22 protein-coding genes and 1 riboswitch are annotated in these 21770 nt (G+C 73.2%); of the genes, 15 read left to right on the forward strand and 7 right to left on the reverse strand.

From position 1 onward, the window contains the following. Positions 1 to 87 precede the first annotated feature (87 nt). Together BS83_RS06785 and nicT are read right to left on the reverse strand one after the other, a co-directional pair. Positions 88 to 744: a hypothetical protein gene (locus BS83_RS06785; RefSeq protein ID WP_157596986.1), complete on the reverse strand. Its 657-nt coding sequence runs from the start codon at positions 742 to 744 to the stop codon at positions 88 to 90. Positions 745 to 820: 76 nt separating this feature from the next. Next, on the reverse strand, positions 821 to 1957 hold the full coding sequence (nicT, locus tag BS83_RS06790; RefSeq protein WP_037601939.1) for a Nickel transporter NicT: 1137 nt from the start codon (positions 1955 to 1957) through the stop codon (positions 821 to 823). Between the two features lie 32 nt (positions 1958 to 1989). Continuing rightward, positions 1990 to 2191, reverse strand: a riboswitch (cobalamin riboswitch). A gap of 80 nt (positions 2192 to 2271) precedes the next feature. Here nicT and BS83_RS06795 point away from each other — a divergent pair. Genes BS83_RS06795 through BS83_RS06805 form a run of 3 tightly spaced genes read left to right on the forward strand, consistent with a single transcriptional unit; the run spans position 2272 to position 4248 of the window. Then, complete coding sequence (locus tag BS83_RS06795) at positions 2272 to 2625, forward strand: ArsR/SmtB family transcription factor (RefSeq protein ID WP_037601941.1); 354 nt, start codon at positions 2272 to 2274, stop codon at positions 2623 to 2625. 36 nt (positions 2626 to 2661) lie between these two features. Next, on the forward strand, positions 2662 to 3618 hold the full coding sequence (locus BS83_RS06800; protein ID WP_037601943.1) for a sigma-70 family RNA polymerase sigma factor: 957 nt from the start codon (positions 2662 to 2664) through the stop codon (positions 3616 to 3618). Between the two features lie 57 nt (positions 3619 to 3675). Further along, complete coding sequence (locus tag BS83_RS06805) at positions 3676 to 4248, forward strand: dihydrofolate reductase family protein (RefSeq protein ID WP_037601945.1); 573 nt, start codon at positions 3676 to 3678, stop codon at positions 4246 to 4248. Between the two features lie 46 nt (positions 4249 to 4294). On the opposite strand, the gene BS83_RS06810 is transcribed toward BS83_RS06805, so the two are convergent. Then, positions 4295 to 5422, reverse strand: coding sequence for a cation diffusion facilitator family transporter (locus tag BS83_RS06810; RefSeq protein ID WP_084713184.1), 1128 nt, complete (start codon positions 5420 to 5422; stop codon positions 4295 to 4297). Positions 5423 to 5569: 147 nt separating this feature from the next. Between BS83_RS06810 and BS83_RS06815 the strand changes: the two genes are divergently transcribed. Then, positions 5570 to 6331 (forward strand): maleylpyruvate isomerase family mycothiol-dependent enzyme, encoded by a 762-nt coding sequence (locus tag BS83_RS06815; RefSeq protein WP_232248084.1) that lies wholly within the window; start codon positions 5570 to 5572, stop codon positions 6329 to 6331. A 278-nt stretch (positions 6332 to 6609) separates the two neighbouring features. Here BS83_RS06815 and BS83_RS46305 read toward each other — a convergent pair whose 3' ends face one another. Further along, complete coding sequence (locus tag BS83_RS46305) at positions 6610 to 7359, reverse strand: MerR family transcriptional regulator (RefSeq protein ID WP_051942720.1); 750 nt, start codon at positions 7357 to 7359, stop codon at positions 6610 to 6612. Between the two features lie 72 nt (positions 7360 to 7431). Here BS83_RS46305 and BS83_RS06825 point away from each other — a divergent pair, with 72 nt between their 5' ends. From BS83_RS06825 to BS83_RS06850, 6 genes are all read left to right on the forward strand, one after another. After that, positions 7432 to 8412: a daunorubicin resistance protein DrrA family ABC transporter ATP-binding protein gene (locus BS83_RS06825; protein WP_037601946.1), complete on the forward strand. Its 981-nt coding sequence runs from the start codon at positions 7432 to 7434 to the stop codon at positions 8410 to 8412. 53 nt (positions 8413 to 8465) lie between these two features. Beyond that, a complete protein-coding gene (locus BS83_RS06830; RefSeq protein ID WP_037601947.1) occupies positions 8466 to 9269 on the forward strand; it encodes an ABC transporter permease in 804 nt (267 codons plus the stop codon). A 263-nt stretch (positions 9270 to 9532) separates the two neighbouring features. Then, complete coding sequence (locus tag BS83_RS06835) at positions 9533 to 10495, forward strand: metal ABC transporter solute-binding protein, Zn/Mn family (RefSeq protein WP_037601948.1); 963 nt, start codon at positions 9533 to 9535, stop codon at positions 10493 to 10495. A 5-nt stretch (positions 10496 to 10500) separates the two neighbouring features. Continuing rightward, positions 10501 to 11394, forward strand: a complete 894-nt coding sequence (locus BS83_RS06840; RefSeq protein ID WP_232248086.1) for a metal ABC transporter ATP-binding protein — start codon at positions 10501 to 10503, stop codon at positions 11392 to 11394. 1 nt (position 11395) lies between these two features. Next, positions 11396 to 12292, forward strand: a complete 897-nt coding sequence (locus BS83_RS06845) for a metal ABC transporter permease (protein ID WP_037601950.1) — start codon at positions 11396 to 11398, stop codon at positions 12290 to 12292. Next, on the forward strand, positions 12289 to 13200 hold the full coding sequence (locus tag BS83_RS06850) for a metal ABC transporter permease (protein WP_051942721.1): 912 nt from the start codon (positions 12289 to 12291) through the stop codon (positions 13198 to 13200). The genes BS83_RS06845 and BS83_RS06850 overlap by 4 nt, the downstream gene beginning before the upstream one ends. On the opposite strand, the gene BS83_RS06855 is transcribed toward BS83_RS06850, so the two are convergent. After that, positions 13145 to 13672 carry a MarR family winged helix-turn-helix transcriptional regulator gene (locus BS83_RS06855; RefSeq protein ID WP_232248087.1) on the reverse strand — a complete coding sequence of 176 codons (528 nt, stop codon included), beginning with the start codon at positions 13670 to 13672 and terminating at the stop codon, positions 13145 to 13147. The genes BS83_RS06850 and BS83_RS06855 overlap by 56 nt on opposite strands. 114 nt (positions 13673 to 13786) lie before the next feature. Between BS83_RS06855 and BS83_RS06860 the strand changes: the two genes are divergently transcribed. Then, positions 13787 to 14806 (forward strand): EamA family transporter, encoded by a 1020-nt coding sequence (locus BS83_RS06860; RefSeq protein ID WP_232248089.1) that lies wholly within the window; start codon positions 13787 to 13789, stop codon positions 14804 to 14806. On the opposite strand, the gene BS83_RS06865 is transcribed toward BS83_RS06860, so the two are convergent. Next, entirely contained in the window at positions 14782 to 16179 is a 1398-nt protein-coding gene (locus tag BS83_RS06865) for a dipeptidase (protein ID WP_051942722.1), read from the reverse strand. The two genes, BS83_RS06860 and BS83_RS06865, sit on opposite strands and share 25 nt — an antisense overlap. Before the next feature lie 128 nt (positions 16180 to 16307). Between BS83_RS06865 and BS83_RS06870 the strand changes: the two genes are divergently transcribed. The 3 genes from BS83_RS06870 (at position 16308) to BS83_RS06880 (ending at position 18176) form a co-directional block, all read left to right on the forward strand. Beyond that, positions 16308 to 16823, forward strand: a complete 516-nt coding sequence (locus BS83_RS06870) for a MarR family winged helix-turn-helix transcriptional regulator (protein WP_037601952.1) — start codon at positions 16308 to 16310, stop codon at positions 16821 to 16823. Further along, entirely contained in the window at positions 16820 to 17284 is a 465-nt protein-coding gene (locus BS83_RS41500) for a winged helix DNA-binding protein (protein ID WP_051942723.1), read from the forward strand. The genes BS83_RS06870 and BS83_RS41500 overlap by 4 nt, the downstream gene beginning before the upstream one ends. Before the next feature lie 76 nt (positions 17285 to 17360). Then, the gene (locus BS83_RS06880; RefSeq protein ID WP_037602980.1) at positions 17361 to 18176 is read left to right on the forward strand and encodes an SDR family oxidoreductase; all 816 of its coding nucleotides are present in this window, start codon (positions 17361 to 17363) and stop codon (positions 18174 to 18176) included. A gap of 303 nt (positions 18177 to 18479) precedes the next feature. Here BS83_RS06880 and BS83_RS06885 read toward each other — a convergent pair whose 3' ends face one another. Further along, complete coding sequence (locus BS83_RS06885; RefSeq protein WP_037601954.1) at positions 18480 to 20510, reverse strand: glycosyl hydrolase family 28-related protein; 2031 nt, start codon at positions 20508 to 20510, stop codon at positions 18480 to 18482. A 228-nt stretch (positions 20511 to 20738) separates the two neighbouring features. Here BS83_RS06885 and BS83_RS06890 point away from each other — a divergent pair, with 228 nt between their 5' ends. Continuing rightward, on the forward strand, positions 20739 to 21770 hold the full coding sequence (locus BS83_RS06890) for a hypothetical protein (RefSeq protein ID WP_037601956.1): 1032 nt from the start codon (positions 20739 to 20741) through the stop codon (positions 21768 to 21770).

The raw sequence follows: 21770 nt of genomic DNA on the forward strand, positions 1-21770 counted from the left end.
AACGGGCCGGGAACGGCTGCACGCACCACCCGGCGGCGCGTGCAGGGCACGCACCGCGATCAGGGGTGGAGAAAGGTCGGCCGCCGCTCAGCGGGCCCGTGCGAGCACGGGCGGGCCGCGCCGGGAGGCGGCGCAGAGCACGGTGTCCTGCGGACCGCGCAGGCCCTCCGCCACGGCCGGTGGTGTCCAGGCGGGCGCCTCGGGCAGCGCGACCGGCGTGACCAGCCACGCCAGCAGCGCGCTCACGCCCGGCCAGGACAGCACGGCGACGGCGTGGACCACGGCGAACAGCGCGGCCTCGCCCCGGCGCAGCCACCACGCGGCGACCAGCGCCAGCGCGAGGTGGAGGACGAGGAGCAGCAGCGCCTGGCCGCCGGTGACCGACACCAGCGCGTGCGGCGTCTCGGTCAGGCCCAGCAGTCCGGGGCGGATCGAGCCGCCGCCACAGGCCAGCACGCTCCAGCCCGGCATCGCACTGCCGGCTCCCTGGCTCGGCGGGCAGCCCTGCTGACCGGCGTTGAACAGCGCGTTGAGGCCCACCTGGAGCGGGATCATCACGGCGACGAGCGCCCAGTAGCGGCGCTCGGCGGCGAAGAGGATCAGTGCCACGCCCAGGGTGAGGCCGTAGGCGAGCCCCAGGATCTCCAGCGGCACCGGCTGTCCGGTCACGATCAGGCGGGCTCCGGTGGAGAGCAGCACGGCCAGCGCGGCGAACATCGCCGCGCGCAGGATCCGAAGCCCCAAGCCGTCCATCATTCGGAGTATCGCACCGGAACCTGTGTCCCGGAGCCGTTCCGTCCGACGCGGCGGTCGGCGCAGGTCAGTCGGAGGGGCTCGGCGTGGCGGCCCGGTGCCAGCGGTGCTCCACCCTGGCGAGTCGCCAGTAGCCGATCGCGACGGCCCAGACGACGACGAACAGCCCGACGATCACGAAGCCGACGTTGTTGAGGTCGATGCCGGAGATCCATCCGCTGACCGGGTCGGTCAGGTTCAGCTGGTCGTGGAGGATGCCGACCAGCTCGATGGTGCCGATGAGGAAGGCGACCGCGATGGAGAGACCGGTGATGGTGAGGTTGTAGTAGACCTTGCGCACCGGGTTGGAGAACGCCCAGTGGTAGGCGAAGTTCATGAAGGTGCCGTCGAGGGTGTCGAACAGGCTCATCCCGGCCGCGAACAGCAGCGGCAGGCAGACGATCGCGTACCAGGGCAGTCCGGCGGCCGCGCCGGAACCGGCCATGACCATCAGGGTGACCTCGGTGGCCGTGTCGAAGCCGACGCCGAACAGCAGCCCCACCAGCCACATCTGGCCGGGGCGGGTGATGGACCTGGTGAGCCTGCCGAGGATGCGGTTCATGAAGCCGCGGTTGTCGAGGTGCTTCTCCAGCTCGTGCTCGTCGAACTGGCCGGCGCGCATCGCCTTGAAGACCCGCCAGATCCCGACCAGGGCGAGCAGGTTGAGCGCCGCGATCAGGTACAGGAAGCTGCCGGAGGCCAGGGTGCTGACCAGGCCCAGGTGCTGGCGCACGCTGGAGTTGTCGTTGGTCAGCGTCGTGGCCTCGCGCACGCCCGTCGCGATCCCGGCGGCCAGGACGATCACGATGGACGAGTGGCCCAGGGCGAACCAGAAGCCCACCGAGATCGGCCGCTTGCCGTCGGCCATCAGCTTTCTGGTGGTGTTGTCGATCGCGGCGATGTGGTCGGCGTCGAAGGCGTGCCGCATGCCGAGGGTGTAGGCGGTCACGCCGAGGCCCAGGCCGAACACCTGTCCGCCGACGTTGTAGTGATGGGGCGCCACCAGCATGGCCAGGATGCCGAAGGCGAGGACGTGCAGAGCGGCGATCACGGCGAGCAGGCCGCCGGTGCGCCACCAGTCCCTGCGCTCCCAGCGGAGTACCGGGGCGGCGGATGTCGCGCCGGGCAGGACGGCGGTCGCGGAGCCGTTTTCGGGCAGGGTCATATCAGGGCAGCCTCTCCAGCACCTCGTGGATGGTGTGTTGCGGTGCCGTGGCCGGTCTCCTGGCTGACGGGTGGTGCCGCCCCGGCATCCGGCCTTCCCAGGCGCGACTGCGCCCAGTGGCCCCCCGCGGTCACCAGGACCGCGGGAACGATGCGAGGACTTCCCGATCACAGTGGCGAGGGCCGCTCCGGCTTTGAACCGGTCTTCCCGAACACCACGGCACAGCCACCCTAGGGCCGTGGACGAATCGCCCACAAGCCTGCACAGGTGCGCAGGTGTTGCAGATCACCTCCTGGGACAGGTGGAATGGCCGAATGCATCTCGTTCCCGCTGAGCGCGCCCACCGCAAGGTCATCGACGACCACACCGTGTGCGAGGCCATCGAGGGCATCGGCGACCCGGACCGGCTGCCCGCGTGGGCCGACCGCTTCGCCCTGCTCGGCGAGCCCCACCGGCTGTCCGTCCTGCTCGCCGTGCACCACGCCGGACCCATCGCCGTCACCGACCTGGCCACCGCCACCGGGCTCGACGACACCACCGTCTCCCGGATCCTGCGTCTGCTCCGCGCCTCGGGCACCGTCGCCGCGGACAAGGACGGCCGCATCGTCCGCTACCGGCTGACCGAACCGCTCATCGCCGCGCTGCTGGACCGGATCGCGATCGTCTGACGCCGCCGCGGTGCGGGGCTGGGGCATGATGGGCTGGTGGATGTCGAGCCGTACCGCGGTGAGCTGTTGGCCTTCTGCTACCGGATGCTGGGCTCGTTCCAGGAGGCGGAGGACCTCACCCAGGAGACGATGCTGCGCGCCTGGAAGGCGCGGGACCGCTACGACCCCGCGCGCGCGTCCGTGCGCACCTGGCTCTACCGGATCGCGGCCAACGCCTGCCTGACCGCTCTCGACGGGCGAGGGCGGCGACCGCTGCCCTCCGGCCTCGGGGCGCCCGGCGACGATCCTGGCGGCGCGTTGCCGCCCGCACTCGACATCCCGTGGCTGGAACCGTTCCCCGACGCGCGGGTCGAGGTCGACCTGCGGGCCGACCTGCGGCTGGCCTGGGTCGCGGCGGTCCAGACGCTGTCCGCGCGGCAGCGGGCGGTCCTGGTGCTGCGGGAGGTGCTGCAGTTCAGCGCGGCCGAGGTGGCCGGGCAGCTCGACACCACCGTCCCCGCGGTCAACAGCGCCCTGCAGCGCGCCCGCGCGACGCTGAAGGACGCGCGCCTGGACGAGGGATCGGGGGTGCGCGAGCCGGAGGACCCCGAGGTGCGGGCGGTGGTGCAGCGGTACATGCGGGCGTTCGAGTCGGCCGACGTACCGGCACTGGTGCGGTTGCTGGCCGAGGACGCGGTCCTGGAGATGCCGCCGGTCCCGCTCTGGTTCGTGGGCGCGGACCACTACGGGCGCTTCCTGGAGTGGGTCTTCGCGGTGCGCGGCACCGGTTGGCGGATGCGGGCGGTCACCGCCAACGGCCAGCCGGCGCTGGCCGCTTACGCGGCGGACCCGGAGGGCGGCGATCCGCTGCTGCACTCGATCCAGGTGCTCACCGTCGCCGGGGGCCTGGTGAGCCGCAACGTCGTCTTCACCGACCCCGGCATCCTGGACTCCTTCGGACTGCCGCCGCGGTTCGGCGGAGATTTCACGGAAGAGGTCCGCGAAGCGCGATGAGTCCGCGCGGTGCCGCCGGTATGTACCGGTGAACACCGAGACGAAGGGATCATCGCCATGAGCGTCATCGTTCTTGCCTTCACCACCCTGGACGGAATCGTCGAGGACCCGGACGGCGCGGCCGGCACCCCGCGGGGCGGCTGGATGTTCTCGCACGGACGGGAGGTCGTCGCCGGGGACAAGTTCCGCCTCGGCCGCACCCTGGACGAGGGGGTGCTGCTGCTCGGCCGCCGCACCTGGCAGCACTTCGCGCAGCTGTGGCCCAACCGCGACGACGAGTTCGCCGCGCGGATGAACGCCGCGGCGAAGCTGGTCGCGTCCGGCACGCTGGACGACGCGGACGTCACGACGTGGAACAACTCGCGGTTGCTGCACGGCGACCTGGTCGAGGTCGTGAAGCAGGAGCGCCGGGACGTGATCGTCGCCGGCAGCCTGGGCGTCGTGGAACGGCTCGCGGCGGCTGATCTCGTCGACGAGTACCGGCTGGTGACCTTCCCGGTCCTGCTCGGCGCCGGTCGCAGGCTCTTCCCCGCGGAGGGGCCGCAGCGGGAGCTGGAGTGCCTGCAGGCGGAGGCGGACGGACCGATCGTCCGCAGCCGCTTCCGCCGGAGGGCCGAGGCGTTCGCGTAGTCGCGGGACGGGGCGGCCGTCCGGGAGGCGCCTGACGGCTCAGGCCTCAGGCGTGCGCGTGGGCGTGGTGCGCCAAGGCGGCGTGGGGGTCCGCGCCGTGGCCGTGGCCGTCCGGGAGGTGGTCCGTGTGCACGGTGGCCGCGGTGAGCCGCGGCACGGCGTGGATCAGCGCGTGTTCGGCGGCGACCGCGATCCCGTGCGCCCGGACCACGGTCAGGTGCGGGTCGACCACGATGTCCGCCTCCGCGCGGAGCGCGTGGCCGATCCACCGCATCCGCACGCTCCCCACCCGCAGCACGCCCTCGACCTGCCCGAGGGCGTGCTCGGCGGCGTCGATCTGGGCGGGGTCCACGGCGTCCATCAACCGCCGGTACACCTGGCGGGCGGCGTCCCGCAGCACCATCAGGATCGCGAAGGTGATCAGCAGGCCGACCACCGGGTCCGCCCACCGCAGGCCGAGCGCCGCCCCGCCGGCGCCCACCAGCACGGCGAGGGAGGTGAAGCCGTCGGTGCGCGCGTGCAGTCCGTCGGCGACCAGGGCGGCGGAGCCGATCCGCCGCCCGGTCCGGATCCGGTACCTGGCCACCCACTCGTTCCCCACGAACCTGACCCCCGCGGCGACGGCCACCGCCCACAGGTGCGAGACGTCACGGGGGTGCAGCAGCCGCTCCACCGCCGCGAACGCGGCGAGCGCGGAGGAGGCGGCGATGGTGCCGACGACGGCGATCCCGGCGAGATCCTCGGCCCGCCCGTAGCCGTAGGTGTAGCGCCGGTTCGCCGCCCGCCTGCCCACCCAGAACGCGATCCCCAGCGGCACGGCGGTGAGCGCGTCAGCGGCGTTGTGGATCGTGTCGCCCAACAGCGCGACCGACCCTGACGCCGCGACCACCAGCGCCTGCACCAGCGTCGTCCCGCCGAGGATCAGCAGCGAGAGCCACAGCGTGCGCAGCCCCTCCCGCGAGGTCTCCAGTGCGGAGTCGACCTTGTCCATCGCCTCGTGGCTGTGCGGCGTCACCGCGTGCGCGAACCGGTGTCGCAGACGCGCCCACCGGCCGGCTCCGTGGGCGTGGTCGTGCGCGTGGGCATGGCCGTGCTCGTGCGGGTGCTCTTCGCCCGGGTGCCCGTCGTGGTGACCGTGCGAGTGCCGGCCGTGGGTCTGCGCGGAGTCCTCCATGGGCCCACGGTGGCACGCGAATCCCGTTGCAGCCACTCTCGTTCAACCACCTCTGACCAGGTGCGACTCCCTCGCAGGAGCGGCCGTTCGGCAGTCGCCACCTGCTCTCGGAACGCCGACGCCCGCATGGCCGTAGAGTTCTGGCCCGTGACCGTCCCCGAGAGCGACACCGCCGACCTCGACCCGGCGGACCTCGCCGCCCTGCTCGACGCCGTGCACGGTTCCGCCGCGCGGCTCGGCGCGACGCTCGACTCCCTCACCGACGCCCGGGCCCGCGAGCCCGCCCTGCTGCCGGGATGGGGCCGCGGGCACGTGATCACTCATCTCGCCCGCAGCGCCGACGTCTACCGCTGGCTGCTGACTCTGGCGCGCACCGGCGTCGAGCCCGGACCGCGCGCCGACGGACCCGCGCTGGAGCGCGCCCTGCGCGAGGGTGCGGGTCGGGCCGCGGCCGATCTCGTCCGGGATGTGCGGGTCAGTACCGGGGCGATGCTCGCCGAGGCGGCGATGCTGCCTGCCGAGCGCTGGTCCACGATGGTCAGCGCGCTCGCCGGCTGGCGGCATCCCGCCTGGTTCACCCTGCACCGCGCCCGGCGTGAGCTGGAGACCCATCATGTGGATCTCGATCTCGGCTACACCCCGGCCGACTGGCCCGTCGACTACGTCGCCTGGGGTCTCGACGCCACGGTCGCCACGATGACCACCCGAACCGTCGGCCTGGCGCGCGTCGAGGCCACCGACCTCGGCCGCGTCTGGATCCTCGCCCCGACCGGCGCCACCGTCACCGGCACGGGCCATGCCCTGCTGGCCTGGCTCGCCGGCCGCGCCGGTCCGTCCGCCCTCCGGTCGGACGGACCCCTGCCGACACCGCCGCCCTGGCCGCTCCCGCCGTATCCGGCTTGGCCCTGAGCCGCCCGATCCTGGGGCGGCCACGGGCCGTCAGCCGTCCACGGCGACGGGATGGGCGGCGTCCAGGCTCGCGGTGGGGCAGCGGTCCGCGACGGCTTCGGCCCGGGCCGGCGGCGCTCCGGTCCGCGGCCGCCCTGCTGCTCGGCGCCACGACCCTGCGCCTGCGGGACGCCTGACCACGCACGCTCTCTCCGGGAGGGCGGCCGTTTTCGTCTACCCGGTCAGGTCGATCTGACCGGGTAGACGAAAACGGACGAGGGGTACCCGGCCCGCGCGTCTCAGGCGGGCCCCGGCTGGGCGCGGGCGCGGCACAGTTCGACCAGCCGTTCCAGCGCCGGGACCGGGCGGCCGCTGTGGGTCGCCATGAGGGTGACGGCGACCAGCGCGTCGATGGCCAGGATCGGCTGCGCGCCGGGCGAGTCCGGCGCGACGAGGCCGCCCACGTGGTTGACCTCGTCCGCGAGGGCCTCCAGGCGGGGGTCGTCGCGGTCCCAGCCCGCCGCCCGGTCGCAGGTCAGGTACAGCGCCTGGAAGGCGGGTTCGTCGAACATGGCGCGCTTCTGCTGGGCCCAGCCCGGCACCTGGTCCGGGTACTGCGCCATCAGCAGGATCCAGGTGTCGCGCTCGGTGCTGACCGTCTCCCGGCTGACGCCGAGCTGCTGCAGGCGGTCGAGCAGGTCCGCGACCTCCTGCGGCAGGAAGAGCCGGTCGCCCGCCGCCAGGGAGGCGATCCGGCTGCGGCGCCGCTTCAAGTCCCTGATCTGCGCCTTCAGCTCGTCGTCGATGGCCGCCACCGAGGCGGAGAACTGCGCGGGCGCGGCGCCCATCAGCTCCTCGATCCTGGCCAGCGGCACCCCCGCGTCCGACAGGGTCCTGATCCGTACCAGGGTCACGATCGCGTCCGCGTCGTAGCGGCGGTAACCCGAGGTGTCGCGCGGCGGTTCGGGCAGCAGGCCCCGCTGGTGGTAGTGGCGGATGGCTCGCACGGTCACGCCCAGATAGGCCGCGACCTGGCCGATCGTCAACATCGACAGTCCCCCGCACACTCGTCGCACAGACCGCTTGACCTTGACCCTGCGTCAGGGTCGGACGCTCTACCCATGAACACGACGACGACGTATCGACAGGCCGCCGAATCCCTCTTCGCCGCCCCCGCCGCGATCTCCGCGACCGGGCTGCGCAAATCCTACGGCGAGCAGCTCGTCCTGGACGGCATCGACCTGACGGTCGCGGCCGGCACGGTCTTCGCCCTCCTCGGTCCCAACGGGGCCGGCAAGACGACCACCGTGCAGATCCTCTCCACGCTGATCGCGGCCGACGCCGGCGAGGCGCAGGTGGTCGGGCACGACCTGACCGCGGAGGTGCGGGACGTGCGGGCCGCGATCGGGGTCACCGGCCAGTTCTCGGCCGTGGACGGCCTGTTGACCGGGCGGGAGAACCTGATCCTGATGGCGGACCTGCACCACCTCGGCCGCCGCGAGGGCCGCCGTCGCGCCGACGAGCTGCTGGACAGGTTCGACCTGGTCGACGCGGCGAAGAAGCCGATCGCGAGCTACTCGGGCGGCATGAGGCGGCGGCTCGACCTGGCCATGACGCTGATCGCGGACCCGCGGCTGATCTTCCTCGACGAGCCGACCACCGGCCTGGACCCGCGCAGCCGCCGTGACCTGTGGGCGATCATCCGCGGCCTCGTCGCCGACGGGGTCACCGTCTTCCTGACCACCCAGTACCTGGAGGAGGCGGACCGACTCGCGGACCGGATCGCCGTGTTGGACCGGGGAAAGCTGGTCGCCGAGGGCACCCCGGCCGAGCTCAAGCGCCTGGTCCCCGGCGGCCACGTCACGCTCCGCTTCGCCGACGAGGCCCGGCTCGCCGAGGCCGCCCTGGTCCTCCCGGTGATCGCCAGGGACGACGACGCGCTGACCCTGCAGATCCCGGGCGACGGCGGCGTCGGCTCCCTGGAGACCCTGCTCGGCCGGCTCAGGGCCGCGTCGATCCAGGTCGAGGAGCTCACGGTGCACACCCCCGACCTCGACGACGTCTTCCTCGCCCTCACCGGCGACCGCCACGCCTCCGCCTGAACCCGCCCCCGTACCCCCGCCGACCGCAGCACCGCCGAGAAGGAGACCATCCGATGAGCGCCCTGACCGCGACCCGCCAGCACGCCCTGACCGACACCGCGACCCTGCTGCGCCGCAACCTGCGGCACACCCTGCGCTACCCGTCCATGACCCTCGGGTCCGTCTTCGGCCCGGTGATCATGCTGGTGCTGTTCGTCGCGGTCCTGGGCCGGACCCTCGGCGCCGGGCTCGTGTCGGCCGGCGGTCACCATGGCGGGTACGTCGACTACCTCGCCCCCGGCATCATCGTCATGGCCGTGGCCTCGGGCAGCATGGCCACCGCGGTGGCGGTCTGCGTCGACATGACCGAGGGCATCGTCGACCGGTTCCGCACCATGCCCATCGCCAGGGTCTCCATCCTGACCGCGCATGTGATCAACAGCGTGCTGACCACGGTGGTCAGCACCGCCTCGGTGATCGCCGTGGCGATGCTGCTGGGCTTCTCACCCGACGCCGGGCTGCGCGGCTGGGCCGCCGCCGCGGGACTGCTCCTGCTGCTGACCTTCGCGCTGACCTGGCTGGCCGTCGCCATCGGACTGGTCTCGGGCACCCCGGAGGCCGCGAGCAACAGCCCGATGCTGATCGTCTTCCTCCCCTTCGTCGGCAGCGCCTTCGCCCCGGCGGGCGGGATGCCGGTCGGCGTCCGGCAGTTCGCCGAGTACCAGCCGTTCACGCCCGTCATCGAGACGGTCCGGGGTCTGCTGACCGGCAGCCCGACCGGGCACAACGCGGTGATCGCCGTCGCCTGGTGCTTCGTGATCGCCGCGGGCGGCTACGCCTGGGCCCGCGCCGGATTCCGTCACAACCGGGCCCGCTGACGCCCGGCAGTCGCACATGCGAGAAGGCCGGCCCCGAGGGGTCGGCCTTCTCGCATTGCGGAGCCTGGGGAGCAGGCGACGAGCACGTCCTCGGTAGCATGCGCGCACGGTTCCGCGCGCAGGCTCGAGCGCGCCCGGTCACGATTTGGCAATGGTTTTCATTCTGTCTCGACGGAGGGCTGGCAATGAAAACGATTTCCATCTAGCGTGAAGGGGTCGGCCCGCACCGGGCCGGTGTCACAGCGGCTCCGGAGGAACCCCCCATGCGCGCGCCCGTCCCGACCACGTCCGCCCGCCGTCGTGCCCGCCGGATCGCGCGGGGTGCGGCGGTGCTCGCCTTCGGAGCCGTGGTCAGCGGCTGCTCCACCGCCCACTCGTCGGCCCCCTGGGGTGACGCCGCCCGAGGCACGGTCGTCAAGGTGGTCGCGGCCGAGAACTTCTGGGGCAGCATCGCCGCCCAACTCGGCGGCAGACACGCGCAGGTGACCAGCGTCATCGCCAACCCCGACACCGACCCGCACTCCTACGAGCCCACAGCCGCCGACGCACGGGCCGTGGCGGACGCGCAGTACGTGCTCGTCAACGGCATCGGCTACGACGCCTGGGCGGACAAGCTGCTCGCGGCCAACCCGGCGCGCGGCCGGGCGGAGTTGAAGGTCGGCGACCTGGTCGGCGTCCAGCCGGGAGGAAACCCGCACCGCTGGTACGCGCCCGCCGACGTGCAGCGGGTGATCGAGCAGATCACCGCCGACTACAAGCGGCTCGACCCCGCCGACGCCCGCTACTTCGACCAGCAGAAGCAGACCTTCGAGACGCAGTCGCTCGCCGACTACGACCACCTCGTCGCCAAGATCCGGGCGACCTACGCGGGCACCCCGATCGGCGCCTCGGAGTCGATCGTCAGCCCGCTCGCGGAGGGGCTCGGGCTGAAGCTGCTGACGCCGGCCGCCTTCCTGGGGGCGATGAGCGAGGGCGCCGACCCGACGGCCGCGGACAAGGCCCTGATCGACCGGCAGATCGCGGCCCGGCAGATCAAGGTCTACGTCTACAACAGCCAGAACTCCACCCCCGACGTCGTGGCCCAGGTCAATCTGGCCAGGGCGGAGGGTATCCCGGTCGCCACCGTGACCGAGACGCTCGTGCCGGCGAACGCCACGTTCCAGCAGTGGCAGACCACTCAGCTCCTCGGCCTGGAGAAGGCGCTGCACCAGGCCACGGGGAGGTGACGCGGGTGCTCCCGATCCCGCCGAACGCCACCGCGACCACCGCCACGGCCCCGGACGTCGGGGCGACGTCCGATCCTGTGCTGCGACTTCGCGGCGCGGCGGCCCGTGTCGGCGGGCGGACCCTCTGGTCCGGGGTCGATCTCGACGTCCTGGCAGGCGAGTTCGTCGCCGTGCTCGGGCCGAACGGGGCGGGCAAGTCGACGCTGGTCAAGGTGCTGCTGGGGCTGCTGCCGGCCGCCGAGGGCGAGATACGCGTGCTGGGCCGTCGCCCCGGCGAGTCCGGCGGCCGCGTCGGCTACCTGCCGCAGCGGCGCAGCTTCGACCCCGGCCTGCGGATCAGAGGCGTCGACATCGTGCGGATGGGCCTGGACGGCGACCGCTGGGGCGTCCCGCTGCCCTGGGGCCGGAACCGGCGCGCGCAGCGCGACCGGGTCGCCGAGGTGATCGAGCTGGTCGGCGCGAGCGCGTACGCGGACCGGCCGATCGGGCAGTGCTCGGGCGGCGAGCAGCAACGGCTGCTGATCGCGCAGGCGCTGGTCAGACGACCCGAGGTGCTGTTGCTCGACGAGCCGCTGGACAGCCTTGACCTGCCCAACCAGAGCGCGGTCGCCGCGCTGGTCGGCCGGATCTGCCACCAGGAGCACGTCGCGGTCGTCATGGTGGCGCACGACGTCAACCCGATCCTGCACCACCTGGACCGGGTGGTGTACCTCGCCGAAGGCGGCGCGGTGAGCGGGCCGCCCGGCGAGGTCGTCAACTCCGAGACCCTGTCCCGCCTCTACCGCACCCCGGTGGAGGTGCTGTCCACCCGCGACGGCCGCCTGGTGGTCGTCGGACAGCCGGAGGCCCCCTCCGTCCACGCCGACCGCCGTCGGCCCGGCCGTCGCCAGGGGAGTTGACGTGGGGTCGACGTCCTTCTCCTGGAACCTGCCGGCCGACTTCCAGCAGATGTGGTCCTACGCCTTCATGGTCAACGCCTTCCGCGCGGGGGCGGTCGTCGCCGTGGTCTCCGGCGCGGTGGGCTGGTTCGTGGTGCTGCGGCGGCAGACCTTCGCCGCGCACACCCTGTCCGTGGTGGCCTTCCCCGGCGCGGCGTTCGCGACCCTGGCCGGATTCGCGCTGAGCCTGGGCTACTTCGGCTTCGGCCTGGCCGCCGCCCTGGTCGTCGCCGCACTGCAACGCGGCGACAGCAGGGCCCGCGGCGGGGAGTCCGCCGCCGTCGGCGTCGTCCAGGCCTTCCTGCTGGCCTGCGGTTACCTGTTCATGGCCCTCTGCAAGGGACTGCTGGAGGGGCCGCAGGCGCTGCTCTTCGGCAGCTTCCTCGGTATCACCGACGGTCAGGTCGTGCTGCTGGCCGTCGCCGGGCTGGTGGTGCTCGCGGCGCTGGCCGTGGTCGGCCGGCCGCTGCTGTTCGCCTCCGTCGACCTGGACGTCGCCGCCGCGCTCGGGGTCCCGGTGCGGGCCCTGTCGACGGTCTTCCTGGTGCTGCTGGGCGCGACCACGGCCGAGGCCGCCCAGATCACCGGCGCGCTGCTGGTCTTCGCGCTGATGGTGCTGCCCGCCGCCACGGCGCAGGCACTCACCGCCAGGCCCGCCCACGGTCTGCTGCTCGCGGTGGCCGTCGGCTTCGCCGTCACCTGGACGGGGCTGATCGCCGCGTACTACTGGAACTATCCACTCGGATTCTTCGTGACCAGCTTCGCCTTCGCGCTCTTCCTGCTCGCCCACGGCTTCCGCGCGCTCCGTTCGGCGGCCGGTCGCGGACGCGTCGGGCCCGTGACGGCGGGTGCGGCATGATCCTGCTCGCCGCCGACGGCACGTCGGCCGTCCCCGCGCTCTCCGCCGTCTCGATCTGGGGGCAGCCGTTCTTCCAGCACGCCCTGCTGGCGGGCACGTTCATCGCGCTCGCAGCCGGCCCGGTCGGCTACTTCCTGGTGCTGCGCGCCCAGGTCTTCACCGCCGACGCGCTGAGCCATGTCGCCTTCACCGGCGCGATGGCCGCTCTGGCCACCGGGTTCGACCTGCGCCTGGGCCTCTTCCTGGCCTGCGTCCTGGTCGCCCTGCTGCTGGGCGGGGCGGGCCGCCGCGGCAGGCCGGACGACGTGCTGACCGGGAGTGCCTTCGCCTGGATCCTGGGCCTCGGCTCCTTCTTCCTGACCCTCTACACGGCCTCGGCCAGCGGGCTCGGCAACGGCGGGGCCGGCACCTCCGTCCTCTTCGGCTCGATCTTCGGCCTCGACGGCGGCAGCACTCTGCTCACCGTGCTGGTCGCCGCCGTGATCGCGGGGGCGGTGCTGCTGATCGCGCGTCCGCTGCTGCTGGCCACCCTCGACGAGGGCGTGGCCGCGGCCCGGGGTGTGCCGGTGCGCGTGCTCGGGGCGGTGTTCCTGGTCCTGGTCGGGGTCACCGCGGGCGAGGCCACCCAGGCGGTCGGCTCGCTGCTGCTGCTCGGCCTGTTGGCGGCCCCCGCCGGGGCCGCGGTCCGGCTGACCGACCGTCCGTTCCGCGGCCTGGCGCTGGCCGCCGCGCTGGCGGTCGGCGAGATGTGGGCGGGGCTGGCTGCGGCGGCCTGGATCCCGCGCTGCCCGCCGAGCTTCGCCGTCATGGCCGCCGCCACCCTCGTCTACGCGGCGGCCCACCTGCGCGGATCTAGAGCAGCCGCGTGTCGCCCTGGGCGGCGAGGAGTTTCCGCAGCAGGACGGTGAGCTGCTCCCGCTCCTCCGGAGAGAGGACCGCGACCAGACGTTCCTCGTTGCGGACGTGGCCCAGCACGATGTCGTCGACCAGCCGCCTGCCCGCCGGGGTGAGGCCGATCAGCACCGCGCGCCGGTCCGTCGGGGACGGCCTGCGCTCGACCAGCCCCTTGGCGGCCAGCCGGTCGACCCGGTTGGTGATCGCCCCGGAGGTCACCATCGCGGACCTGAGCAGGGCGCCCGCGTTCAGCTCGTAGGGCTCGCCCGAGCGGCGCAGCGTGGCCAGGACGTCGAACTCGGAGACGTCGAGGCCGTGTTCGGCGAAGTACTCGCGCAGGGCCGTCTCGACGTGGGCATGGAACCGCTTGATCCTGCCGATCAGCGCCATGGGGCCGGTCGCGATCTCGGGCCGGGCCGCCTTCCACTGGTCGACGATGTCGTCGACGGCGTCGCGCAGCGGCGCGGCGCCCTCTTCCTCCGGCACGATGCGCCTCCCTCTCGAACCCCGGATGTCTCAACATTAAGATACTTGACGTTCGCAGGCTCCGGGCGCAGAATTTATCTCAACGTTCATATAGTCAACGTTGGGGTGATTGCGGTGGGGACGACGGCGAGGACGGCAAGGGCCACGAAGACGCGCGGCGGCCGGATCGGTGTGGCGGTCACGGCGGCGCTCGCGCCGGCGATGTGGGGCACGACGTACCTGGTCACGACGCAGGTGCTGCCGGAGGGGCGGCCGCTGCTGCTCTCCGCGACGCGGGCGCTGCCCGCCGGTCTGCTGCTGCTCCTGCTCGGCAGGAAGCTGCCGCGCGGGCGGTGGTGGGGGCGGGTGGCCGTGCTCGGGATGCTGAACATCGGCCTGTTCTTCCCGCTGGTCTTCTTCGGCGCCTACCACCTGCCCGGTGGCGTGGCCTCGACGATCGGCGCGATCCAGCCGCTGCTGGTCGCCGGGTTCGGGATCGGTGTGCTGGGCGTGCGGCCGGGGCGGCGGGCCGTCGTCGCCGGGCTGGTCGGCGTGGTCGGCGTCGGGCTGCTGGTGCTGAAGGCCGGCGCCGCGCTGGACGGCGAGGGGGTCGCCGCGATGGTGACTGCGATCGTGCTGATGGCGATGGGGACGGTGCTGATCCGCCGCTGGGGCATGCCGGAGGGGGCCGGCTTGGTCGATCTGACGGCGTGGCAACTGGTCGCGGGCGGGCTCTTCCTCGCGCCGCTCGCCGCTCTGGTGGAGGGCGTGCCGCCCGCGCCGACCGGCGCGAACCTGCTCGGCTTCGCCTATCTCGGGCTTTTCGGCACCGCCCTGGCGTACGTCCTGTGGTTCCGCGGCATCGGGCGGCTGGGCGCGGGCCCCGCGTCCTTCCTCGGGCTGATCAATCCGCTGGTCGCGACGGTGGGCGGACTGGTCGTGCTGCACCAGACGCTGACGGGCTGGCAGGTGCTGGGGCTGGTGCTGGCGCTGGGCGCGATGCTGGTCGGCCAGGCTCCGGCGCGCCGGCGGCCGGCACCGTCACCCGAGGGGGCTCCGGCGCCGGTCGCCGTCGGCGGAGCGGCGCGCGAGGCGCACGAGGCGCACGACGGGCGCCGGGCGGCCGCGACTCAGCCGCGCTTGCCCGCCGCGTAGCCGCGCAGGAACAGCGCCTCGGCGAGCGAGAGCCGCTCCAGCTCCTGCGGCGAGACGCTCTCGTTGACCGCGTGGATCTGCGCGTCCGGCTCGCTGAGGCCGATCAGCAGGATCTCCGCCTCCGGGTAGAGGGTGGCCAGGGTGTTGCAGAGCGGGATCGAGCCGCCCTGGCCGGCGATCTGCAGCTCCTCGCCCGGGTAGGCGACGCCCATGGCCTCCGCCATCGCCGCGTAGGCGGGGCTGCCGGTGTCGGCGCGGAACGCCTGGCCCTGGCCGCGCGGGGTCACCTCGACCCGTGCGCCCCAGGGGGCCGCTGCCGTCAGATGGGCCGTGAGCGCCTCCTCCGCCTCGGCGGCGTCCAGGCCCGGCGGCACCCGCAGGCTGACCAGGGCCTTGGCCTCGGCCTGGACGGACGGCGTGGCGCCGACGATCGCCGGGCAGTCGATGCCGAGCACGGTCACCGCGGGCCGCGCCCAGATGCGGTCGGCGACGGTTCCGGTGCCGATCAGGCCCACCCCGTCCAGCACCTTGGCGTCCGCACGGAAGGCGGACTCCTCGTACTGCAGGCCCTCCCAGCCCTGCCGCGCCTGCTCCTCCAGGCCGCGCACCGCGGTCGCGCCGGTCTCGTCGCGCAGCGAGTCGAGCATCCGGATCAGCGCGGCGAGCGCGTCCGGTGCGGCGCCGCCGAACTGACCCGAGTGCAGGTTCCCGCCGAGGGTCTTCACGCCGACCTCGACCATCGTCATACCGCGCAGCGTGGCCGTCACCGTCGGCAGGCCGACCCTGAAGTTGCCGGTGTCGCCGATCACGATCGCGTCGGCGGTGAGCAGCTCGGGGTGCGCCTCGGCGTAGCGTTCGAGACCGCCCGTGCCCTGCTCCTCCGAGCCCTCCACGATCACCTTGACGGTGACCGGCACGCCGCCCTCGGCGCGCAGCGCCCGCAGCGCGGTGAGGTGCATCAGGAAGCCGCCCTTGCAGTCGGCGGAGCCGCGCCCGTACCAGCGTCCGTCCCGCTCGGTCAGCTCGAACGGCGGCGAGACCCAGGCCTTCTCGTCCAGCGGCGGCTGCACGTCGTAGTGCGCGTACAGCAGCACCGTCGGCGCGCCCTCGGGGCCGGGCAGCAGCCCGTAGACGGACTGCGTCCCGTCCGGCGTGTCCAGCACCGCGACCTCGTCGAACCCCTCCGCGCGCAGCGCGTCGGCGACCCAGGTGGCCGCCTTCTCGCACTCGCTCACGGGGAACTGCCGCGGGTCCGCGACCGACCGGTACGCGACGAGCTCGGCCAACTCGTCCTTGGCGCGCGGCATCAGCGCGGCGACGGCCTGCGCGAGCGGGGTCGGGTCTTCGAGGCCGGCGGGGTGTGCCTGGGGCATGAGGTGCGCTCCTTGTGGGTGCGACGGCGGAACTCAGTTCGAGGATCAGCCTAGGGCGCGCCGGTGGAGGCGGGACGCAGGGAAGAAGATAGTAGCCATGTACTTCATCTCCATGTACTGTATCTCTCATGAGCAACGCACCGAAGGGCCCGACGCCCGGCTTCCTGGTCTGGCGGCTCTCGCTCAAGTGGCGAGTGGCCGTCGACCGGGCGGTCGCGCCGCTGGGGCTCACCCACGCGAAGTACTCGCTGGTCTCCTCGCTCTACGGCATGCAGCTGGCCGGACGGCGCCCCAGCCAGCGGGAGCTCGCCGACCACACCGGTCTGGAGCCGCTGTACGTGTCCAAGCTGGCCCGTTCGCTGGAGTCGGACGGACTGGTCGAGCGGGTGCGCGACGAGGTGGACACGCGGGCCGTCCGGCTCGCGCTCACCGAGCGCGGGACCGGGACGGCGCAGCAGGCCGTCGAGGTGGTGCGGCGGCTGCACGAGGAGCTGCTGGAACCGCTCGGCGGGCTGTCCGGAGAGCGCACCGGGGCCTTCGTCGCGGAACTGACCGCGCTGCTCGACGTACCGATCGGGATCGACAACGCCTACGAACCGAACGCATCGAACACATCGAACGTCTCGCACGAGGAGAAGTCATGAACGCCGTCGCACCCACGCTCACCCCCCGCATCATCGGCGAGGTCGAGAGCGCCCACCTGGCCCACCTGCGCCTCACCCTGGCCCCCTACGGGATCGACCGTGAGCGGTCCATCGCCCTGAACGCGACCGCGGCAGGCGACGGTGTCGCCGAGGTCGACGCCCTGGTGCGGCGGCTGGTCGGCGGGCTGAAGATCACCCCCGAGCAGGCGCACGAGGCGGTCGCCGCGCTGGTCGCCGACGGCCTGCTCGCCTCCGAAGGCGAGGACCGGGTCCGGGCGACCGAGGCCGGACAGACGCTCGTCGCGGAGGTCGGCGCCGTGGCCGCAGGCGTGATCGCCGGGGCCTACGGCGGTGTCCCGGAGGCCGATCTGGCCGTGGCCGCGCGGGTGCTGACCGAGATCACCGATCGGCTGAACGAGCAGCTCGTCGCCCGCCTGGAGCAGCGGAACGCCGCCGCCTGAGCGTCGTGTCACCTTTCCGGCGCCCCGCCTGTCCATGCTGGTGAACGGATGGGACCGGCTGGAAGGTGAGGCGACCATGGGCGACGCGGAGATCGTGGTGACCGGCGGGACGGGCGTGCTGGGCCGGGCCGTGGTCGCCCGCCTGCGGGAGCGCGGCGAGGCGGTCCGGGTGCTCAGCCGCAGGGAGCGTCCCGCGGACGCCGAGCCGGGGCTCGGCTGGGCGAGGGCGGACCTCTCCACCGGCGAGGGCGTGGACGCGGCCCTCGCCGGAGCCGCCGCCGTGGTGCACTGCGCCACCGGTTTCGGCGGCGACCAGGAGGCCACACTCATGCGGAACCTGGTCGCGGGCGCCCGTCGGGCGCCCGGCGTGACGGCGCCTCACCTGGTGTACGTGTCGATCGTCGGCGTCGAACGGATCCCCTTCGGCTACTACCGCGCGAAGCTGGCGGCGGAGGAACTGCTCAGCCGGTCGGGCCTGCCGTGGACCGTTCAGCGGGCCACCCAGTTCCACGACCTGCTGCGCGCCCTGTTCGCCGCGACGGCCAGGGCCCCGCTGATGGTCGTCCCCGACCTGCGCTTCCAGCCGGTCGACGTGCGGGACGTCGCCACCCGCCTCGCCGAACTGGCCGTCGCCGCGCCTCTCGACGGCTGGGCCCTCGACATCGGCGGCCCGGAGACCCGCACCGCCCCCGACCTGGCCCGCGCCTACCTCGCCGCGACCGGCCGCCACCGGCCGCTCCTGCCCTTCCGCCTGCCCGGCCGCACCTTCTCGGCCTTCCGCGCGGGCGGCAATCTGGTGCCCGGCGAGCCCTACGGTCACATCGCCTTCGGCCAGTACCTGTCCGAACTTCCCGCCCCGCGCAGCCTGCCCTACCGCAACCGCCAGGGCTGACCCGCGGACGCGGTCACGGCGTGTCCGCGCCGAGCTCCCGGCGGAGCAGGTCGCGGGTGCGGGAGTCGAAGCGGGCGCCGGGGTCGAGAGTCGAGAGGATCCGGCCGTCCGCCGAGAACCCCTCGATCGCCGGCGCGGTCGGCCGATACGGGCTGCCGGGGGCGCCACACGACGACGGCGAGACCGTGCCTCGGGTCTAACGCGGATCGCGCAGACGCCGGTGCAGGGAGCGGGCCAAGGCGGACATGACGTCACGGTAGGTCGGTCCGGTCCGCCGGGCCAGGGGGCGTCACACGCCCCGGTTCACCAGGGGGAGGGAGCCGGCGGGGCGACGACCGTGGGCCGGTCGGCGCAGGTGATGGTGTTCGGCAGCTCCCACGGGGCGAACCACGGACCGGTCGTGCCGCCGCCGGTGTTGCCGCCGAGGTCGGTCAGCGAGAACTCCGAGCCGGCCGGGGTGAAGTGGAACGAGCCGCAGTTGTTGACGCCCACCGCGCCGACGTTGCGGGCGACCACGTGTCGGAAGGTGGCGTTCCCCGCGGCGCGGGCGCTGACGACGTCGGTGCCGGTGCCGTCGACCTTGATGTCGCGGAAGTGGACGTCGGTGATGGAGTAGAGGTCCTTCACCGGCCAGTCCGCGACCAGCATGATCGCGTTGTAGGTGTTGTCGAGGAAGTTGTCGCCGACCACCTCCACGTCGGCGTCGATGTTCCGCTCCAGGGCGTAGAACCAGATCGCGCCGAGGCCGATGTTCCAGTTCAGCTCGTACGTCCCGGCCCTGACGGTGGTGTTGTCGGTGATCCACAGGTGACCGGTGAACGCCTGCGCGCCGAAGCGGGAGCCGACCTGGATCGCGCTGCCCTCCCGGATCGGGTCGGCGACCAGGTTGTCCGACAGCGTGTTGTCCGTTCCGCCGTAGACGGCGAGGCCGTTGGCGAGCACGGGGGTCTGCACCGTGTTGTGGTCGATGGTGTCGTCGGCGTCCTCGGCGGTCTCCGACCACAGCGCGATGCCGTCGTCGCCGGTGTTCCGCACGAAGTTGTTGCGGACGACCGAGTCCGTCACCCCGCTGTGGAAGTTGACGCCGTCGGCGATCTGGTCGGCGATCTGGTTGTTCGTGATGGAGAGGTTGTGCATCGGGCCGTCGAGCCAGATGCCGACCTTGGTGTGGTGCAGGTAGAGGCCGTCGATGCTGGAGTCGCTGAACGCGCCGCCGATGGCGTTGACCTGGTCGGTGTCGATCCGCTCGCGCACGTCGCCCTCGACGGCGAAGCCGGAGAGGTGCACGTTGTGGCTGCCGCCCGCGCTCGCGTCCTTGCCGTAGAAGCCGACCCCGGTGTGCACGCTGCCGTCCGGAGAAGGCGTGGCCAGGGTGACCTGGTGGCCCTTGATGACCGTGTACCAGCTGCCGGCGCCCTCGATCGTCACGTCGTCGACCAGGATGTGCCGGTTGACCTGGTAGGTCCCCGGCGGGATGTAGACCTTCAGGTGCGTCCGCCTGGCGAAGGCGATCGCCGCGTCGACGGCGTCCGCGGAGTCCCGGCGGCCGGTCGGGTCCGCGCCGAAGGCGAGCACGTTCGCGGCGAGGAGGTCGATCTTCGGCGCGGCCACGAGCTGCGAGTCCATCAGGTCGACGGTGGTGGTGACGGCGTCGGCACTCCGCGGCACGGCGAGCCTGACCGTCTCGCCCGCCCGGTAGGTGCGGCCGAGCAGCAGGCGCTGCTCGTCGTAGAAGTGGTTCGGCCGGAAGGGCTTGGCGACGACCGGCGCGGGCGTGGTCTGGTCCGGCACGCACGAGCACTCGGTGATCCACCAGTCCGGGTGCAGCAGGTCCGCGTTGGGGTCGTTGGTGAACGGGTACTCGTTGTAGAGCCAGGCGTACTGCGAGGTCAGCGCCATCGTGGCCCGGTGGTGTCCGTCCACGCTGACGTCCAGCGGCGCGGTGAGCCCGCCGCCCGCGGGGGCGTCGGGAAGGCTGTAGCGGACGGTGATCGCGTTCGCGTCCCTGGGCAGGGTGAACTCGACGTACTGACCCGGCGTCAACTGCACGGCGCTGCGGCCGGACGCCTCGGCGGCGAGGGTGTAGGCGTCGCGGCCGGGGCCGATGACGGTTCCGTCGGTGGCCGCCTTCTCGGCCTCCTGCTCGACGAAGCCGAGGTCCGCGCCGCGGCCGGCGACCAGGGCCGGGTCGAGCTCGGCCCGGGTGACGACGGGCGTGGCGGGGCCGGTGGTCGCGGCCGTAGGGGTGGCGGCTCTCGCGGTGATCGCGCCGCTGAGCGCGAGGCTCAGTCCGGCGGTGGCCGCGGTCAGCGCGGCCAGGGTGCTGCGTGACATCGCATGCTCGTTTCTCTGGGCGGGGGGAGGGAGTGCGTGCGGACGCGCGAAACGAGGCGAGAGTAGGGCGTATCGGAGCCTGTTAACAAGACTTGCGCGGAATACTTTCGTCCGGCAGTACCAAAGATTCTCATCACTGTAGATTTCTTGCGTCACCCAGCTCGTCCGGCGCCCCCTGTCGCGCGTGCCCGAAGCGCTGGATACTCACAGGCGGCGAGGGGGGCAGGGATGGGCATGCTGTGGCGCGGGGTCACCGCGCGGACCGGGGCGGCGGGGACGCGGTGGCTGCGGCCGGTGCGGTGGATCTGGCGGCCGCCGGAGCGGGGCCTGCCGGACGCGCTGCGCCTGCGTCGGCTCTCCGCCTGGACCGCCCGGCGGCTCGCTGGCGCGCTCGCGCTGGCGGCGCTCGTGCTCGCGCTGCTCGGGAGCTCAGGAGCGGCGCCGGCCTGGCTCGCGCCGGTGCCGCTGCTGCTGGACCTCGTCCTGTGGCGGGTGCTGCCGCGCCCGCTCCGGCTGGCCGTGCGCACCGCCGGGCTCGCCGAGGAGACCAGGAGGCTGAACACGCTGATGGGCTCCTGGGGCCCCAAGCTGGAGTTCGACCCCGACCTCGGTCACGCGGGCAGGCCGCTGCCCGAGGTCTCCGACCCCGCACTCGCCGCGTTCGGCGCGGAGTGCCAGGCGGCCCCGCTGCCGCGCCTGCTCGCCGAGGAGGCGGGGACCCGGCGGCCGGGCCCGGAGTTCGACGGCTGGCTCCGGTTCGGGAAGCTCAGATGGGCCGGGGGTTCGCTGGTGCTGGTCGGGGGCGGATCCACGCTGGTCGAGGTCGACCTGACCGATCCGGACCCGGGTCCTCGCCCCCGGCCCTGGAGGCGGTCCCGGTCGACGCTGCCGGACCGCCCGACGGAACTGGTGCTGCTGCGCGAGCGGCGGCCAGGACGGGGCCGGGGCCTTGAGGTCCGCGTGCTGCTGCTCGACGCCGGCGGGCGGCGGCTGCTGACGATGCCGGGGATCGGCCTGGACGAGACGCAGCTGCGGAAGGTCGCCTCCGCGGCCCGGCTCTCCTACAGCCGGTACACGTTCCTGCTGCCCTGGGAGGCGCCCGGACGCGGCCTGGCCGCCAGGCTCTTCCCGCCGCGTCGCGGTCACGTCCGGATCGGCGGCCCGGTCGCGGTGACCGCTGCGGCGACCAGGGAGACCGCGCGGACCCGGCCGACGAGACCCGCCGAAACCGACGGGGACATCGACAGGTTGACGCGGTGA

The sequence above is a fragment of the Streptacidiphilus rugosus AM-16 genome (genome assembly GCF_000744655.1).
In the GTDB taxonomy this organism is placed as follows: domain Bacteria; phylum Actinomycetota; class Actinomycetes; order Streptomycetales; family Streptomycetaceae; genus Streptacidiphilus; species Streptacidiphilus rugosus.